The sequence below is a fragment of the Micromonospora sp. CA-244673 genome (assembly GCF_050948395.1).
In the GTDB taxonomy this organism is placed as follows: domain Bacteria; phylum Actinomycetota; class Actinomycetes; order Mycobacteriales; family Micromonosporaceae; genus Micromonospora.
Map to the genome: position 1 here is coordinate 1205923 of NZ_CP192019.1, position 15926 is coordinate 1221848.

16 protein-coding genes are annotated in these 15926 nt (G+C 74.8%); 7 read left to right on the forward strand and 9 right to left on the reverse strand.

All coding sequences use genetic code 11. From position 1 onward, the window contains the following. Nucleotides 1-8 precede the first annotated feature (8 nt). Together ACQP12_RS05835 and ACQP12_RS05840 are read left to right on the forward strand one after the other, a co-directional pair. Complete coding sequence (locus ACQP12_RS05835; protein WP_433285648.1) at nucleotides 9-2132, forward strand: hypothetical protein; 2124 nt, start codon at nucleotides 9-11, stop codon at nucleotides 2130-2132. A 176-nt stretch (nucleotides 2133-2308) separates the two neighbouring features. Continuing rightward, nucleotides 2309-4336: a LuxR C-terminal-related transcriptional regulator gene (locus ACQP12_RS05840; protein WP_433285650.1), complete on the forward strand. Its 2028-nt coding sequence runs from the start codon at nucleotides 2309-2311 to the stop codon at nucleotides 4334-4336. On the opposite strand, the gene ACQP12_RS05845 is transcribed toward ACQP12_RS05840, so the two are convergent. From ACQP12_RS05845 to ACQP12_RS05870, 6 genes are all read right to left on the reverse strand, one after another. After that, nucleotides 4275-5414, reverse strand: a complete 1140-nt coding sequence (locus ACQP12_RS05845) for an oxalate decarboxylase family bicupin (protein ID WP_433285652.1) — start codon at nucleotides 5412-5414, stop codon at nucleotides 4275-4277. The two genes, ACQP12_RS05840 and ACQP12_RS05845, sit on opposite strands and share 62 nt — an antisense overlap. A gap of 140 nt (nucleotides 5415-5554) precedes the next feature. After that, the gene (locus ACQP12_RS05850) at nucleotides 5555-6049 is read right to left on the reverse strand and encodes a hypothetical protein (protein ID WP_357937880.1); all 495 of its coding nucleotides are present in this window, start codon (nucleotides 6047-6049) and stop codon (nucleotides 5555-5557) included. 71 nt (nucleotides 6050-6120) lie between these two features. Continuing rightward, nucleotides 6121-6684 (reverse strand): SOUL family heme-binding protein, encoded by a 564-nt coding sequence (locus tag ACQP12_RS05855; RefSeq protein ID WP_357937877.1) that lies wholly within the window; start codon nucleotides 6682-6684, stop codon nucleotides 6121-6123. A 40-nt stretch (nucleotides 6685-6724) separates the two neighbouring features. Further along, on the reverse strand, nucleotides 6725-7444 hold the full coding sequence (locus ACQP12_RS05860; RefSeq protein ID WP_433285655.1) for a YqeB family protein: 720 nt from the start codon (nucleotides 7442-7444) through the stop codon (nucleotides 6725-6727). Nucleotides 7445-7446: 2 nt separating this feature from the next. Continuing rightward, complete coding sequence (locus ACQP12_RS05865) at nucleotides 7447-8229, reverse strand: ABC transporter permease (protein WP_433285657.1); 783 nt, start codon at nucleotides 8227-8229, stop codon at nucleotides 7447-7449. Next, a complete protein-coding gene (locus ACQP12_RS05870; RefSeq protein WP_357937868.1) occupies nucleotides 8226-9125 on the reverse strand; it encodes an ABC transporter ATP-binding protein in 900 nt (299 codons plus the stop codon). Before ACQP12_RS05870 ends, ACQP12_RS05865 begins: the two co-directional genes overlap by 4 nt. A 133-nt stretch (nucleotides 9126-9258) precedes the next feature. Here ACQP12_RS05870 and ACQP12_RS05875 point away from each other — a divergent pair, with 133 nt between their 5' ends. The 3 genes from ACQP12_RS05875 (at nucleotide 9259) to ACQP12_RS05885 (ending at nucleotide 11728) form a co-directional block, all read left to right on the forward strand. After that, nucleotides 9259-10497 (forward strand): sensor histidine kinase, encoded by a 1239-nt coding sequence (locus ACQP12_RS05875; protein ID WP_433285659.1) that lies wholly within the window; start codon nucleotides 9259-9261, stop codon nucleotides 10495-10497. 65 nt (nucleotides 10498-10562) lie between these two features. After that, complete coding sequence (locus tag ACQP12_RS05880) at nucleotides 10563-11171, forward strand: response regulator (RefSeq protein WP_433289141.1); 609 nt, start codon at nucleotides 10563-10565, stop codon at nucleotides 11169-11171. 104 nt (nucleotides 11172-11275) lie between these two features. Next, nucleotides 11276-11728: a hypothetical protein gene (locus tag ACQP12_RS05885; RefSeq protein ID WP_357937859.1), complete on the forward strand. Its 453-nt coding sequence runs from the start codon at nucleotides 11276-11278 to the stop codon at nucleotides 11726-11728. Nucleotides 11729-11802: 74 nt separating this feature from the next. On the opposite strand, the gene ACQP12_RS05890 is transcribed toward ACQP12_RS05885, so the two are convergent. After that, nucleotides 11803-12579 carry a D-Ala-D-Ala carboxypeptidase family metallohydrolase gene (locus tag ACQP12_RS05890; RefSeq protein ID WP_433285661.1) on the reverse strand — a complete coding sequence of 259 codons (777 nt, stop codon included), beginning with the start codon at nucleotides 12577-12579 and terminating at the stop codon, nucleotides 11803-11805. Between the two features lie 223 nt (nucleotides 12580-12802). Here ACQP12_RS05890 and ACQP12_RS05895 point away from each other — a divergent pair, with 223 nt between their 5' ends. Together ACQP12_RS05895 and ACQP12_RS05900 are read left to right on the forward strand one after the other, a co-directional pair. Beyond that, nucleotides 12803-13444, forward strand: a complete 642-nt coding sequence (locus ACQP12_RS05895) for a DUF6642 family protein (RefSeq protein ID WP_433285663.1) — start codon at nucleotides 12803-12805, stop codon at nucleotides 13442-13444. Between the two features lie 31 nt (nucleotides 13445-13475). Next, nucleotides 13476-13940, forward strand: coding sequence for a PPOX class F420-dependent oxidoreductase (locus ACQP12_RS05900; protein ID WP_357937851.1), 465 nt, complete (start codon nucleotides 13476-13478; stop codon nucleotides 13938-13940). A 2-nt stretch (nucleotides 13941-13942) separates the two neighbouring features. On the opposite strand, the gene ACQP12_RS05905 is transcribed toward ACQP12_RS05900, so the two are convergent. Then, complete coding sequence (locus ACQP12_RS05905; protein WP_357937848.1) at nucleotides 13943-14584, reverse strand: NAD(P)-dependent oxidoreductase; 642 nt, start codon at nucleotides 14582-14584, stop codon at nucleotides 13943-13945. 68 nt (nucleotides 14585-14652) lie between these two features. Next, the gene (locus ACQP12_RS05910; RefSeq protein ID WP_433285666.1) at nucleotides 14653-15885 is read right to left on the reverse strand and encodes a serine hydrolase domain-containing protein; all 1233 of its coding nucleotides are present in this window, start codon (nucleotides 15883-15885) and stop codon (nucleotides 14653-14655) included. Nucleotides 15886-15926: the final 41 nt, after the last annotated feature.

Below are 15926 nucleotides of genomic sequence, written 5' to 3' on the forward strand. Positions count from 1 at the left end.
ACGTGCGAATGAGACGACCGAGCCGGATCGCGGCCGCGGTGGCGGGCGTGACGGCGCTCGCCTTCACGGTCTCGGCCCCGGCCCAGGCGAACGACCACGAGAACCTTCCCGGCGAGCCGACCATCACGCTGCCGATCAACGACAGCGCGGCGGGCGGCACCTACAACCAGGACTTCACCCGGGTCTACGCCAACACCACACCGGACGGCACGCCGGTCTACATCTACGTACCGAAGGGGACCCCGCTCGACGGCACCGCGCCGGTCGGCGTGGCCAGCCTCGACCCCCAGTTCGACCACAACCCGGGCGACGGGTTCGTCCCCTGCGCCACCGCCACCGCGGCGCAGTTCGCCCTCACCCAGGCGCAGATCAACTACGTCGGCGACAAGCTCGCCGACCAGATCGTCGCCGTGGACGAGGAGCACTTCGGCCCGATGGACGCGGCCGACCCGGCCGAGCCGGCCAGCGACTCGCTGGTCATGGTGCTCTACAACATCCAGGACGACGCCTACTACGACTGCGCGCAGACGTCGTACACGGCCGGCTACTTCGCGCCGGACTTCATCGACAGCAACGGCATGAACGTCATCGTGGTCGACGCCCTCGACTGGGCGAACCGGGTCGGGCCGAACGACTCGCCGTGGCGGGACGCCAACCCGGCCAACGACCGCCCCGAGCTGTACGAGGGCACGGTCGCCCACGAGCTGCAGCACCTGCTGCACAACTACAGCGACCCCGGTGAGCTGTCCTGGGTCGACGAGGGGCTGGCCGACTTCGCCATCTTCCTCAACGGCCTGGACGCCGGCGGCTCGCACCTGACCAACCACCAGGTCTTCTACGAGGAGACCTCGCTGACCCGGTGGGGCAGCACCCTGGCCAACTACGGCGCCTCGTTCACCTACTTCCAGTACCTGTGGGAGCAGGCCGGCGGCAACGGCGACGGCACCTTCACGCCCGACAAGCAGTACGACGGCCGGGCCGGTGACCTGCTCATCAAGAAGATCTTCGAGGAGCAGGCCGACGGCATGGCCGGCGTGCAGAACGCCATCGACTCGTTCAACGCGGCGACCGGCGCGCACCTGCGCAGCGCGGCCGACCTGTTCCGCGACTGGTCGGTGGCGGTCTACCTGGACGACGAGGACTCGCCGGTCTACGACATCAAGGCGTTCGACTTCGGCGACCCGGCGGACACCAGCTGGACCATCGACATCGCCGACGACGTGTTCTGGAGCGGCCGGGGCCGCTACCAGGGCGCCACCCCCGAGGCCAAGTGGGCGCGGCTGAAGAACCGCCAGGACACCACCGCCGTGCCGTTCGGCATGTCGGTCGAGCGGTTCCGCAACCCCGGCCCGACCGTGGCGCTGGCCTTCGACGGCGACGACGAGACGGTGATCGCGCCGCACACCGGCGCCACCCACTGGTACGCCGGGTACGAGAGCCAGGACGACAACATCCTCGCCGTCAGCACCTCCGGCGCGGTCACCTCGCTGGACTTCTGGAGCTGGTACTTCATCGAGGAGGGCTGGGACTACGGCTTCGTCGAGGCCCTCGTCAACGGCGACTGGGTGACCGTGCCGGTGCGTAACGACGCCGGTCAGGTCGTCACCACCAACGACGACCCGCACGGCAACAACGAGGAGGGCAACGGCCTGACCGGCACCTCCGGCGGCCGGTACTTCGTCGACGACCCGGTGTACCAGCACCTGACCGCCGACCTGCCGGCCGGCACGACGGACGTGCGGTTCCGCTACTCGACCGACGCCGCGTACATGGACACCGGCTGGTTCGTGGACGACGTGAAGGTCAACGGCGCCGACGCGAGCCTCACCTCGGCGGCGGGCAACTGGTTCGCCACCAGCGGCGTGCAGGACAACAACTGGACGGTCCAGGTGGTCAGCCACTGCGACCTCACGCCGGGCGTCACCTCGCCGGGTGAGACCAGCGACGGCGCCGGCAACTGGGTCTACCGGTCCACCGGCGACCAGTTCACCGCCGGCGGCCTGCGGACCAAGTGCGCCAACGGCAACCAGGACGACTTCGCCGTCCTGATCTCCAACCTGCCGACCGGTGACCTCACCTACCTGGACGCGGACTACACCTTCCGGGTGACGAACACGGGCAACGGCAAGTAGCTCTCCCACCCCGTCGGGCCCGCGCCGCACCTCGGCGCGGGCCCGACGCCGTCCCGGGCCGGGTCACCATCCCGAGCGGCTTTCACATGAACACCCTTCACCCGCGTCCGGCTCGTGGTTGATTCGGCGGGACCCGACCCGCCCGCGCCCCGCGGGCCCCGCCGAAGGGGTGCCGGATGACCGAACCGACGCCGGTGACGCCGCGCCACGCCCCACCACCGACCGCCGTCGAGCGGGCGGTGGCCCGGGCCGTCGCGCTCGCGCCCGGCCCGTGCCGGCTGCCGCAGCTCGCGCGTGTGGCCGGCCGGCCCGAACCGGAGGTCGCCGACGCGGTGGCCGCGCTCACCGCCCGCGGGCTGCTCGCCGACACCGCCGGCGGCCTGACCGCCGGCCGGGCGCTCCGCGAGCAGGTCGACGCCCTGCCGCCGTCCCTCCTGGGGCACCTGCACCGCCGCGCGGCCGAGGCGCTCGCGGACGCCGACCCGGATCGCGCCGCCGCACACCTGCTGGCGGCGGTCCGGGCCACCGGCGAGGCCGATCCCGGCCTGGTCGACCGGCTCGTCGCCGACGGCGCGGTCGACCCGTCGGCCGGGGCGGACCTGCTGCTCGCCGTGCTCCCCGGCGCCGCTGCCGCAACGCGCACCCGCTGGCTGCTCTCGGCGGGCGACCTGCTCGTCCTGGCCGGGCGCGGCGACGAGGCCGCCGACCTGCTCACCGCCGAACTTGCCGCCGACCGCGCCGGCGCGCCCGATCGCGGGCTGCTGCTCGGCCGGCTCGGATCCTGGCAGGCCGGCCGCCGGCCCTCGGTCGCGCTCGACCACCTCGACCGGGCCCGCCGCCTGGCCGGGCCCGAACACCAGGCCTGGCTCGCCGCCACCGCGGCGACCGTGGCCGCCCGCGCCGGTCACCCGCGCGCCGACGCCCTGCTCCGCGAGGCCGGCCGGGCGCAGGCCGCGCACCCGTCCGCCCGGGCCGGCGTACGGCTGGCGCTCGCCCGGGCCGCCCGGGCGCTCGCCCTCGGCGCGGTGCCCGGCGCCCGGGACGTGCTGGCCACCGTGGACCCGGGCCGGCCCGCCCTGCGTGCCGAGGCCGCCGCCGTCCGCGCCGAGCGGATCGCCGTGCGGCTCGCGCTCGGCGAGTACCCGGACGCGGCGACCGCGGTCCGGGCGGCGCACGACGACCTGCCCGCCGCCGGCACCCCGGCCGTGCTCGCGCTGTCCTGCCTGCGGATGCTGGCGGTGGGGGAGTTGCCCGAGGCCGGGGCGCAGGCCCGGCTGGCGCTGGACCGCCCACCCGGCCCGCTCGCCGACGAGGTACGCGCCGCGCTGCTCTCGGTCGTCGTCGAGGTCGCGTACCGCCTCGGGCGTCCGGCGGTGGCCCGGGCCGTGCTCGACCGGGAACACCCCGACCACCCCTGGCCCGACCGGATGCCGTGGACGCTGCTGCGCTGTGCCGCGGCGGCCGATCCCGAGCCGCTGCGCCACCCCGGGCTGATCCGGTGCGCCGCCGCCGACGCGGCCCGGTCGGTACGCCCACTGCTGCTGGTCGCCCAGCACGGCCCCCGGCTGGTCCGGGCCCTGCTGCTGCTCGGCGACGCGAACCTGGCCCGGGCCGTCGCCGACCGCCTCGCGGCGGTGGCCGAGCGGACCCCCGTACCCCTCTGGCAGGGGCTGGCCGGGCACGCCGACGCGCTGGTCCGCCGTGACCCGTCGGCGCTGCGGGCGGCCGTGCGGGCGCTGCGCGCCACCGGCGCCGGCCCGGCGCTGGCCGACGCGCTGCTGGACCTCGCCCGCTCGCCCCGGGTGCGGCTGGCCGAGGCCCGGCCCGCCGCCCAGGAGGCCGCGGCGCGGTACGGGCGCCTCGGCGCGGTCGGCGACCAGGAGCGGGCCGAGCGGTGGGACCGCCGGCTCGCCGCGACCCGCCGCCGCCCGGCGCCCGGCCCGCCCGGGCACGGCCTGGCGGCGCTGACCGCCCGGGAGGCCGGCATTGCCGAACTGCTCGCGGCCGGCGCCACGAAGCAGCAGGTGGCGGGCCGGTTGTACCTGTCCTTCCACACCGTCGACACGCACCTGCGCGCCATCTACGCCAAGCTCGGCATCCGCAACCGGGTGCAGCTCGCCCGGCTGTGGGACGCCCGGCTGGTCAGCGCACCACCGGGCGCTTCTCCCTCGGCAGCGCCTCGATCATCTCGCGGGGCAGGTTGATGGTGTCGGCGATCACCTCGGCCGGCATGTTCGCCATCCACTGGGCCAGCGAGATGTCCTCGAACCGGGGCTTGCGGAACATTTCCAGGAAGACCAGCGGCTCGTCGCCCAGGTTCTCGATGTAGTGCCCGTAGGCGAACGGCACGTAGCCGACGTCGCCGGCCTGGAAGTCGAAGGTGCGGGCGACACCGGAGCTGGCGAACACCCCCATCCGGCCGCGCCCGGAGATCCAGTACTGCCACTCGTCGTCGGTCGGGTGCCAGTGCAGCTCGCGCAGGCCGCCCGGTTCGATCTCCACCATCGCCGCGCAGATCGCCGTCGATGCCGCGAAGTTGGTGGAGTCGACGATGCGTACGGTGCCGCCGGGGAAGCGCTGCGGGGCCTGGGCGTGCAGCCGGTGCTTGAAGGTGCGGGGCACGTCGCCCGTGGGGCTGACCACCCGGTCCTGCTCCAGGGGCGGCGGCACCTCGCCCGGGAAGATGTACTTCTCCTTCTCCGGCAGGCCGCTGAGCTGGTCGACGCTCCAGCCGAAGTTCTTGGCCAGCACGCTCTTCGGGGTGCGCACGAAGAAGTCGCTCATCAGGAAGGTGCTGTTCTCGGAGAAGCCGCCGTCGTCGAAGACCAGCAGGAACTCGACCCCCTCGCCGAGCGCCTGGATGTGGTGCGGGATGCCCTTGGGGAAGAACCACAGGTCGCCCTGCCGCACGTCGTCGAGGAAGTTGCGGCCCTCCTGGTCCACGGCGCCGATGCGGCAGCTGCCGTTGAGCACGTACGCCCACTCGGCCTCCTTGTGCCAGTGCAGTTCCCGGTACGCCCCGGGTTCCAGCGCCATGTCGACGCCGGCCAGCTCGGTGGCGATCGGCAGCTCGCGCTGGGTCACCTCGCGGGTCCAGCCGCCCCGCTCGATGCGGGTGTGGGAGTTGGAGAAGGAGAACCTGAGGTTGGGCACGGTGCCCGAGTCGGTGGCCGGCGGCGTGAGCAGGTCCGGGTTCTGCCGGTCGACGGCCACGTTGCGCGGCCCGACGTCCGGTCCGCCCGCGCCCCCGCGTACCGGCTGCGGCAGGGGTTGGTCGCTCATGGTCGGCTCCTTCGCGCTCGGGTCCCGTGCGGCGACCGCGGGGTCGCGGCAACCGGAACCCGATCCTCCGGCGGGGCGCGCCGCCGGCACATGGCGCGATCGCGGGGTGTCCCATCGCCCCGCGGGGCGGCGGCCGCCGGTCAGGAGTCGCGGTAGATCGGCAGGCCGAGGGTGCGGCGTACCTTGTCGGCCTGCGTGCCGCCGTCGTGGGCGGCGGCGGCCCGGATCTCCCGCATCAGCGCCTCGGCGGTGCCGGCCTCGGCGGCGAGCTGCCAGTGCCGCAGGGCCACGTCGTTCTCCTTGAGCAGCGCGGCGACCGGGGCCTGTGCCGGGGCCGGCCAGACGGTGGTGCGCAACTGCTCGGCGTGGGCGGCGTTGGTGGTGGCGACCGTGCGGGCCAGGCCGCGCACCGTCCGCCACGGCCGGCGGGCCTTCAGCGCCTCCTCCAGCTGGTCCAGCGCGGTGTTGTACGGCGCCACGATGGCCAGGTAGCGGCCCTTCGCCTCCTTCACGGTCAGCGGGGCGGGCGCGCTCGGCGACGGGCGCTCCCAGGCCGGCAGGACGGTCGTCTCGCTGCCGCCGCCACAACCGGCGAGCAGCAGCACCAGGGCCAGGGCGGCGGACCAGCGGCGCACGGGGTCTCCCATCCGGTGGGCACAGGGGTCACCGAGTCTAGGGGTGACCCGGCGGCCGTGCCGGCCGCCGACTATTCGGCGACCGGGAGGACGACCTCGTTACGGCGCAGGAACCACGGCTTCCACGGCGGGTCGAAGCGGGCGTAGCGGACGGCGCCGGTCGGGCTCAGGCCGGCGGCGGTGACCGCGCGGCCGAGCGCGGTGGCCCGTCGCTCGAACGTCCGCGCGGTCCACCGCCCGGAGAACCGCATCGCCGCCGCGAGCTGCCCCGGGATCTCCCGGGTGGTGACCAGCGGGTCCGCCGGCTCGGGCAGCGTGGCCAGGGTGAAGCCCGCCGGCATCACGAACCGCACCAGCCAGCTTCCCGGCCGGTCGCCCTCCTCCTGCAGCACGGGAACCGTCATCGCGATCCGCTCCGGGCCGGCCGGCTCCGGCGCCGCCCGCGCCGCCACCGGGACCGCCCGGCGCGACCGGTTCGCCCCGGAGAGGTACCGGGCCAGCGGCCGGAACGCCGCGTTGCCCGCGGCCTCGAACGACCCGGCGACGTGGACCTCGGCGACCAGGTGGGCCGGGTAGCGGCGCAGCTCGAAGCCCGGGTGACGGGCCACCACGCGGTACGGCTGCCGCTCGGTCATCGCGCCCTCCCGCCCTCGCCGGTCGGTCCCACCGCCGACGCTACCGCCGCGCGCCGTCCCGGTCCGGCGGACCGGGGACCAGCCGCCAGTACTGCCGCTTCCCCTCGTCCCGGACCACCACCCCGAGTAGGGCCAGCTCACCGCGCAGCTCGACCGCCTCGCCGCCCCGGTCGGCGTCGACCGCCCGCTGCCGGGCCCGCAGCAGCGCGTCCGCCCCGGCCGGCAGCCCCGGCAGGCCCTCGACCCACCGCCGGTACGCCGACTCGTACGGGTCCTGCTCGACCCAGGGCCAGCCCTGCCCGGTGAACGCCGCGCGCAGCCGCTCCACGCTGAGGTCGGACGGCTCCCGGGCCAGTTCCCCGCCGGCGGCGTCCAGCAGCACCAGCGCCTTCCCGTCGCGGAACACCCCGATGACCCCGGCCCGGGCGACGTCCCGGCCGTGACCGTCGCGGTGCAGCCGGACCGAGGTGCGCCCCACCGTCACGGTCAGCCGTTCCCGGGTGCCCAGGAGCGCGAGCACCAGGCCGGCCAGCGCGACCACCCCCGCCCCCACCGGGTACGACCGTTCCGCCGGCCACCGGTCCAGCAGCGCGAACCAGCCCTGAAAGGGGAACCAGGGCAGGTCGGCCACCCAGCCGGACGCGGCGGTCAGCGCCGCGCCCAGCCCCGCACCGAGCAGCGGGAACCCGGCCCACATCAGCACCAGCTCGCCGGCGCCGCCGCTGACCACGACGGCCTCGCCGGATCCCCGCGCCGCCACGGTCAGGACACCTCCCGCCGGAGCGTACGGACCAGCCCGGCGACCAGCGGGACGAGCAGCCAGACGGCCAGCGACACCCCGAGCCGGCCCCACTGCCCGGCGGTCATGTCGGGGCCGAGCAGGGGCTCCATGGTGACCGAGGTGTCCAGCCACCGGGCCGGTTCGCGCAGCGCCCGGATCATCGCGGCGAGGACGCTCCAGACGGTCGGCAGCAGCAGGTAGGTGACGATCGCCAGCGGGGTGTTCAGCAGCAGCAGGCCGAAGCCCGCGCCCATCAGCACGTTCGCCACCTGGAACACCGCCGCGTACGGCAGCAGGTGCCAGTCGAAGGTCCAGGCGCCCGCGCCGCCGGTGGCCCGGGCGGCCAGCGTGCCGGCGGCCGCGACGGCGAGGCTGACCAGCACCGAGGCCAGCGCGGCCAGCACCACCGCGGCGAGCTTCGCGGTGACCACGCGTTCCCGCCGGGGCACCAGGGCGAAGGTGGTCAGCGCGGTGCGCTGCGACCACTCCCCGGTGATGGAGAGGATGCCGAGCACCGGCAGGAGCAGCCCCACCGGGAACAGCGACGGGGTGAAGAAGGCGGTGAAGGTCTGCTCCGCGTCCTTCAGCACGAAGATCTGCACCGTCACGATCACGGCCGCGACCAGCCCGATGGTGATCAGGAGCCAGCGTCCGGCCCGGGTGTCGGTGAGCTTGCGCAGCTCCACCCCGGTCAGCCGGGCCAGCGAGGGACCGGTCGCCGCCGGGCGGCTCAGCGTGGGGGCGGGGGCGGTGACGGCGGTCATCGGACGGCCTCCTTCGTGGACGCGCCGGCGGTGAGGGTGAGGAAGAGCTGTTCGAGGCCGCCGCTGCCGGCCGGGCGCAGCTCGGTGAGGACCAGCCCGGCGTCCGCCGCGGCCTGGCCGACCGCCTCCGGTTCGGCCCGGACCACGTAGCCGCCGTCGGTGCCGGCGCTCGCCGGCAGGCCGGCCCGGTCCAGGGTGAGCCGCAGGGCGTGCTGGTCCCGGGCGCGGACCAGGGTGCCGGCCCCGGCCAGCAGCTCGTCCTTGCCGCCCTGGGCGACCACCCGGCCGCCGCCGATCACCACGAGCCGGTCGGCCACGGCCTCCACCTCGCGCAGCAGGTGCGAGGAGAGCAGCACGGTGCCGCCCCGGTCGGCGAAGTCGCGCAGCAGGCCGCGCATCCAGAAGATGCCCTCCGGGTCGAGGCCGTTGGCCGGCTCGTCGAGGATCAGCACCCGGGGGTCACCCAGCAACGCCAGCGCCAGGCCGAGCCGCTGCCGCATGCCCAGGGAGTACGCGCCGACCCGCCGCCGCGCCGCCGTCTCGTTCAGCCCGACCAGGTCCAGCTTCGCGGCGACCCGCCCGCGCTCCACGCCCATGGTGCGGGCGGCCAGGGCCAGCGCCTCCCGACCGGTCCGCCCGGCGTGCTGCGCGGAGGCGTCGAGCAGGACCCCGATCTCCCGGCCCGGGTTGGGCAGCTCCCGGTAGGGGCGTCCGGCGACCGTGGCCCCGCCCGCGCTGGGCGCCGTCATCCCGCAGATCATCCGCATGGTGGTGGACTTGCCCGCGCCGTTCGGGCCGAGGAAACCGGTCACCGTGCCCGGTTCGCAGCGGAACGAGACATCCTCGACGGCGGTGTGCGGGCCGTACCGCTTCGTGAGGTGGTCGACTTCGATCATGCCGTCGAGCCTGCCGGGGCCACCCGGTCACCCGCTGCGGCCGGCGGTCGGGAGCCGCCGATACCTCGGTCTACCGCCAGGCGTCGACTTTGGTAGCTGGTCGGGCCCGGAACGGGCTTCCTAGCATGGGGGGATGAGCAGCGCCGTCGTACCCGATCACCCCTGGCTGCTGCCGGGGTCCCTGGTGCCCGCCGCCCGGGTCCTGCGGCGCACGCCCCGGGACTGGCTCGTCGACAGCCTGGCCTTGCTGTTCTCGCTGGCCTGGGCGCTGCTCGCCTACGGCGACTCGCTGCAGCCGGAGCCGGAGTTCGCGATGAACCTCGGGCCGGCCTGGCTGAACCACCTCGACCTGGCCATCGGGTTGCTGGTGAGCGCCGCCCTGTGGCTGCGCCGGCGCTGGCCGGTCGGGCTGGCCGTGGCCGCCGCGCCGCTGGCCCTCTTCTCGGTCACCTCCGGGATCGCCCTGTTGATCATCCTGTTCACGATCGTGGTGCACCAGCGGCTCGCGGTGGCGCTGGCGCTGGTCGGCTGGCACCTCGTCACGACGCCGCTCTACCTGGCGATCCGCCCCGACCCGGTGCTGCCGTTCTGGGCGGCCATGGCCTGGACCCTGCTCTTCATCGGCGGGACCGTCGCCTGGGCGCTGTTCGTCCGGGCCCGCCGCCAGCTCGTGCTGTCGCTGCGCGACCGGGCCGAGCGGGCCGAGGCCGAGCAGCAGCTCCGCATGGACCAGGCCCGCCAGCTCGAACGCACCCGGATCGCGCGGGAGATGCACGACGTGCTCGCCCACCGGATCTCCCTGCTCAGCCTGCACGCCGGCGCCCTGGAGTTCCGCCCGGACGCGCCGCCGGCGGAGGTCGCCCGGGCGGCCGGGGTGATCCGGGCCAGCGCGCACGCCGCGTTGCAGGACCTGCGCGAGGTGATCGGGGTGCTCCGCGCCGAGCCGGCCGCCGAGGCCACCCCGGAGCGGCCGCAGCCCACCCTGGGCGACGTGCCCGCCCTGGTCGGCGAGTCCCGGGCCGCCGGCGTACGGGTGAGCGTGGTCGACGAGGTCGCCGACCCGGCGGCGGTGCCGGCGGCGGTCGGGCGCAGCGCGTACCGGATCGTGCAGGAGGGGCTCACCAACGCCCGCAAGCACGCGCCCGGTGCGGTGGTGACCGTCCGGCTGGCCGGCGGCCCCGGCGACGGCCTGGCCGTGGAGATCCGCAACCCGTGGCCGATCAGCGAGGCCGGCTCGCCGATCCCCGGCGCCGGGACCGGGCTGGTGGGGGTGGCGGAACGCGTCACCCTGGCCGGTGGCCGGCTCGACCACGGGCGGGACGCCGACGGCGACTTCCGGCTCACCGCCTGGCTGCCCTGGGCTCCCGCGTGACCGCCGAGCCGCCCGTGCGGGTGCTGATCGTCGACGACGACGCGCTGGTCCGGGCCGCCCTGTCGATGATCCTCGGCGGGGCGCCGGACGTCCGGGTGGTCGGCGAGGCCACCGACGGCGCGGAGGTGCCCGCCGCGGTCGCCGCGTACGCCCCGGACGTGGTGCTCATGGACATCCGGATGCCCCGGGTCGACGGGCTGGCCGCCACGGAGGCGCTGCGGGCCGCGCCCGAACCGCCCGAGGTGCTGGTGCTGACCACGTTCGACGCCGACGAGCAGGTGCTGCGGGCGCTGCGCGCCGGGGCGAGCGGCTTCCTGCTCAAGGACACCCCGCCCGCCGAGATCGTGGCGGCGGTGCGCCGGGTCGCGGCCGGCGAGGCGACCCTGTCCCCGGCGGTGACCCGCAAGCTCATCGCGCATGTGACCGCACCGGCGCCGGCCCGGTCGCCGGACACCCGGCGGGAGCGGGCGCTGCGGCTGCTCGACGGCCTGACCGAGCGGGAACGGGAGGTCGCCGTGGCGCTCGGGCAGGGCCGGAGCAACGCGGAGATCTCCGCGGAGCTGTTCGTGAGCGTGGCGACCGTGAAGGCGTACGTCTCGCGTCTGCTCACGAAACTCGATCTGAACAACCGGGTGCAGGTGGCGCTGCTCGTGCAGGACGCCGGGTTGGTCTGACCGCCGGGCGGGATTGAACTGCTGCCGGCGTGCGGCCGTACCAGTGGTCGAGGATGTGGTGCGGCCGGTCCGCCGCATCGCTGCCGAGCTGCGGGAGGCCTGCCGTGCGAGTTGGTGAGCAGTCGACGGATCCCATCGACCAGATCCTGGGTGAGGTGCCGGTGCCGGCGCCGCTGACCCCCGAGGACGTCCGGCTCGCGGTCCGGGCGGTGGTGGTGCACGCCGCCGAGGAGTGGCCCGCCGGACCGAAGTGCCGCAACGACGGCTCCGCGTACCCCTGCCGGCTGCACCGGTGGGGACGGCGCGTGCTGGAGGCCCACGGCCTCAACGAGCGTCAGATCGACGCCCTGGTACGGCACGGGAACCCGTTCGTGCACGTGCCCTTCCCGTTCGTGCTGTCCGGGCCGTCGGCCGGCCGGCCGACGGCGCCCCAGTCCCCGCGCGGCCCGGCCGGCCGGGTCGCCGCACCTCCGGTGCGGCCCGCTCTCCGGCCCGGCGGTACCGGTCGGCCGGTGGCACCCCCCGCCACCCGGCCGCGCTGGCCCCGGGCGAGCTAGCGCCCCGGGGCCGCCGACGGCGGCCTCGGCGCGGGGAGCCCCCACTCCCGCGTCGGGCCGCCGTCGGCGTCGGCTCAGCTCACCCCGCAGTTCGGTACGGACCAGGTGGTGGTGTTCGCCTGCCGGTCCTGGTTGTTCTCCCGGCGCGAGTCCACGTGGACGTGGTCGCTGTGGCCGGGGTAGCCGGGGCCGAACATGCCGCTGAAGCCGTGGCTGCGGGCCGACTGGGCCACCTGGCAGAGCGTGCTGGTGCGGGAGAGCACGTCGGCCGCGGTGCCGTAGAGGTGCTGGCTGTCCGAGACGCCGTCGACCTGCTGGTTGCAGGCGATGTCGCGGAAGCCGCTGATGACGTAGAGCGGCTTGTCGCCGAGGCTGCGCCGCAGCGCCTCCAGCTTCCACATGGCGCGCACCGCGTTCTCGCGGGTCGCGGTCGACGAGAGCGGGCCCCCGCTCCACCCGCCCTTGCCGCAGCCGTTGTCCAGTTCGGCGTAGCTGAAGTGCTTCGGCGTGCAGTCGTTGTCCTGGAGGTCGTAGATCTTGGCGAAGGTCTGCGGGCCGGCGACGCCGTCGGCGCGCAGACCGTACGCGGACTGGAAGCGGCGGACCGCGGCCGCCGTTTCGGGCCCGTAGATGCCGTCGACCCGGACGATGTCCCGGTAGGCGGCCCAGCCGGCCACCCGGATCTGGAGTTGCTTGACGTCCTCGCCGGAGCGCCCCTGGTAGAGGTTGCGGGGCCAGGTGTAGCACCCGTCGGCGTGGGCCGCCGGTGCGGCGACGACCGTGGCGATCGCGGCCCCGGGCAGGGCCAGCGCGAACGCGACCGCCACCCGCTTGAGCATGTTGATGCGCACTGAATTCCTCCGATTAGCGAGCGATGTGGGGTTGTGACGGGACATCGACCGGGAAGTCCCGTACTTCCACCGTGGCAGCCCTCCTGGTTATTCGTGGCGAATAACCGGAATTGCTCTCGCATTCGGCCGCCGCTGGGAATCCGTCAACCAGCCACAGCCCGGGTCATGTCGCCTCGCCCCCGCCGCCCGGTAACGTCTGCCCCCGAAGCGGGGGAGGTGGGCCGTGGCGCGTGGTGGGGTCTTCTGCGTCGAGGGGCAGTGGCACCGGGACCTCAACGAGCGTGGCTCCGTCCTGCCCACCCTCGAACTGCTCGAACGGCTCGGCCGGATCCGCTTCATCCACAAGGACGCCGCGACCCGCGACGAGCTCTTCTACTTCCTCGACCGCTGGCTGCTCAAGCAGTACGCCGACTTCCGGGTCGGATTCTTCGCCATGCACGGCGAGCCGAGCCGGCTCTGCCTCACCGACTGGGACTCCGTCGAGCTGACCGACGTCGCCGAGCGGATGGCCGGCCGCTGCGAGGGGCGCCGCCTCTACTTCGGCAGCTGCTCCGTGCTGCGCGCCTCGGACGCCGCGCTGCGTGACTTCCTCGACGTCACCGGGGCCGCGCTGGTCTGCGGCTTCACCCGCGAGGTGGACTGGGTCGAGTCGGCCGCGTTCGAGACCGTGCTGCTCGACGTGCTCGCCAACGGGCAGCGGCACAACGCCGCCGAGCTGCGGATGGGCTCCGCCCACTGGGCGCCGCTCGCCTCGTACCTGGGCTTCCGGGTGATCTACGCCAACGGCCGCGCCTGGCGGCCCAGCGCGCGGCCGCGCGTGCCGGCGCAGGCCTCCCCGCGCCGCACCGCCGGCCGTCCCCGCTGAGGCGGTCCGGCCCGCCTGGTAGAACCGAGGCATGGCACGCAGCATCGCGAGCAACACCCGGGTCGACCGGGACGCCCTGATCGAGTTCCTCCGCCCCCGGCACCGGGTCGTGCTCATGACGACCCGCGCCGACGGCCGCCCGCAGTCCTCCCCGGTCTCCTGCGGAGTCGACGCCGACGGGCGGCTGGTGATCTCCACCTACCCCGAGCGGGCCAAGGTGACCAACATCCGTCGCGACCCCCGGGTCTCCGCGTGCGTGCTCTCCGACGACTGGAACGGCCCGTGGGTGCAGGTCGACGGCACCGCCGAGGTGCTCGACCTGCCCGAGGCGCTCGACCCGCTGGTCGACTACTTCCGCAGCATCTCCGGCGAGCACCCGGACTGGGACGAGTACCGCGCGGCGATGGTCAAGCAGGGCAAGTCGCTGATCCGGGTGACCATCGACAGTTGGGGGCCGATCGCCACCGGCGGCTTCCCCGCCCGACTGGCCGACTGACCTCAGTACGCGGCGGTGAAGCGGGCGTTGCCGAACCGCGGGTTCTCGATCTCGTCGACGATCGCCACCGCCAGGTCCTCGTAGGTGAGCACCGACCGGCCCTGTGCGTCGGTGACCGGCTGGTCGGTGCCGGTCCGGTAGTGGCCGGTCCGCTCGCCCGGGTGGAACTCCAGCGGCGGCGGCGAGACGTACGTCCAGGTCACGCCGTCGGCCGAGGAGCGGTAGAAGTCCAGGGCGTCGGCCTGGCCCTGCGCCGAGTCCCGGTACTCCTCCGGGAAGTCCGGCTCGTCCAGGTACCGGGTGCCCTTCGAGGTCAGCAACGTCGCCCCGCCCCCCACGTGGATCACCCGGGGTGGGTCGGGCAACTCGCGCAGCGTGTCGACCAGCGTGCGGGCCGCGTCGCGCCACAGCTCGCGGTCCCCGCCGCCGATGGCCACCACGAACACGTCGGCGTCCCCGGCCAGCTCCCGTACGCTCCGGGCCGAGGTCGCGTCACCGGTCACCGTGCGGACGCCGGGCGGCAGGTAACTGGTCGCCTCCGGGCGGCGCACCGCCGCGGTGACCCGGTGCCCCCGCTCTACGGCCTCGGCGGCGATCCGCGAGCCCGCGGTGCCGCCGGCGCCGAACACCACGATGTCGCTCATGCTCCCCAGGCTAGGGAGCGGGCCGCCCGACCGGTGCCGTTCCGACGAACCGGTCGGGCGTCGCGCGCTCAGTCGACCAGGGCCGAGTAGACGAGCTGGCGCAGCTGGGGGCGGAGCGGGTACGTGCTCGACGGCATGAGCTGGGTGAAGAGCAGCGCCGTGACCTCCTCCACCGGGTCCACCCAGAAGGCGGTGCTGGCCAGGCCGCCCCAGTAGTACTCGCCCACGCTGCTCGGCACCCGTGACGGCACCGGGTCGAGCACCACGGCGAAGCCCAACCCGAAGCCGACCCCGTCGAGGATCGTCTCGGCGAAGCCCTCCGGGGAGAACGAGGCCAGGTCCCGGTTGCCGGGCAGGTGGTTGCGCGTCATGAAGCGCACCGTGCGGGGGCCGAGCAGGCGGACCCCGTCCAACTCGCCGCCGCGCAGCAGGAACTGGGTGAACCGGTGGTAGTCGGCGGCCGTGGAGACCAGCCCGCCGCCGCCGGAGAGGCACTCCGGCGCGCGGAGCGCGAAGCGGCCGATCGCCTCGGCGCGGACCGCCTGGCCGGTGGCCGGGTGCGGCGTGTAGAGCGCGGCGAGGCGCTTGGCGTCCGGCTCGTCCACCCACCAGCGGGTGTCGGTCATGCCGAGCGGCCGGAAGATCCGCTCGGCGAAGAACGCGTCCAGCGACTGCCCGGAGACCACCTCGACCAGCCGGCCCAGCACGTCGGTGGAGACCCCGTAGTTCCAGCTCGTCCCCGGCTGGAAGAGCAGCGGCAGCCGGGCCATCCCGCGGGTCGCCTCGGCCAGGTCGGCGCCGGCCGGCACGCCCAGGTCGAAACCCGCCGCCCGGTAGAGGCCGTCGACCACGCTGACCTGGGCGAAACCGTAGGTCAGGCCGGCGGTGTGGGTGAGCAGGTGCCACACCCGGACCGGCTCGACGGCCGGCACCGTGAAGGGCTTGAGCACCGAACCCCGGTCGTAGACGCGCACGTCGGCGAACTCCGGCAGCCAGCGGCTGACCGGGTCGTTCAGCTCGAGGCGGCCCTCCTCCCAGAGCATCATGGCGGCGACCGAGGTGATCGGCTTGGTCATCGAGTAGATGCGCCAGAGGGTGTCCGGCTCGACCGCCGCACCGGCCTCCCGGTCCCGCAGCCCGTAGGTGGCGGAGTGGGCGATCTCGCCCCGGCGGGTCACCACGATCTGCCAGCCGGCGAGCCGGCCGTCGTCCACGTACCTGCCGAAGTGCTCGTCGATCCGCGCCAGCCGGGCGGGGTCGAAGCCGATGCGATCCGGGTCGGTGCTCACTGCGACGCTCACGACGCCGAACCTACCGGCCGGTACGGCGAGCGGGAAGTGTC

Excerpts from the sequence above, each read along its gene's own strand:
- ACQP12_RS05835 (WP_433285648.1), top strand. The coding sequence starts at position 9 with ATGAGACGACCGAGCCGGATCGCGGCCGCGGTGGCGGGCGTGACGGCG.
- ACQP12_RS05840 (WP_433285650.1), top strand. The coding sequence starts at position 2,309 with ATGACCGAACCGACGCCGGTGACGCCGCGCCACGCCCCACCACCGACC.
- ACQP12_RS05845 (WP_433285652.1), bottom strand. The coding sequence starts at position 5,414 with ATGAGCGACCAACCCCTGCCGCAGCCGGTACGCGGGGGCGCGGGCGGA.
- ACQP12_RS05855 (WP_357937877.1), bottom strand. The coding sequence starts at position 6,684 with ATGACCGAGCGGCAGCCGTACCGCGTGGTGGCCCGTCACCCGGGCTTC.
- ACQP12_RS05865 (WP_433285657.1), bottom strand. The coding sequence starts at position 8,229 with ATGACCGCCGTCACCGCCCCCGCCCCCACGCTGAGCCGCCCGGCGGCG.
- ACQP12_RS05870 (WP_357937868.1), bottom strand. The coding sequence starts at position 9,125 with ATGATCGAAGTCGACCACCTCACGAAGCGGTACGGCCCGCACACCGCC.
- ACQP12_RS05875 (WP_433285659.1), top strand. The coding sequence starts at position 9,259 with ATGAGCAGCGCCGTCGTACCCGATCACCCCTGGCTGCTGCCGGGGTCC.
- ACQP12_RS05880 (WP_433289141.1), top strand. The coding sequence starts at position 10,563 with ATGATCCTCGGCGGGGCGCCGGACGTCCGGGTGGTCGGCGAGGCCACC.
- ACQP12_RS05900 (WP_357937851.1), top strand. The coding sequence starts at position 13,476 with ATGGCACGCAGCATCGCGAGCAACACCCGGGTCGACCGGGACGCCCTG.
- ACQP12_RS05905 (WP_357937848.1), bottom strand. The coding sequence starts at position 14,584 with ATGAGCGACATCGTGGTGTTCGGCGCCGGCGGCACCGCGGGCTCGCGG.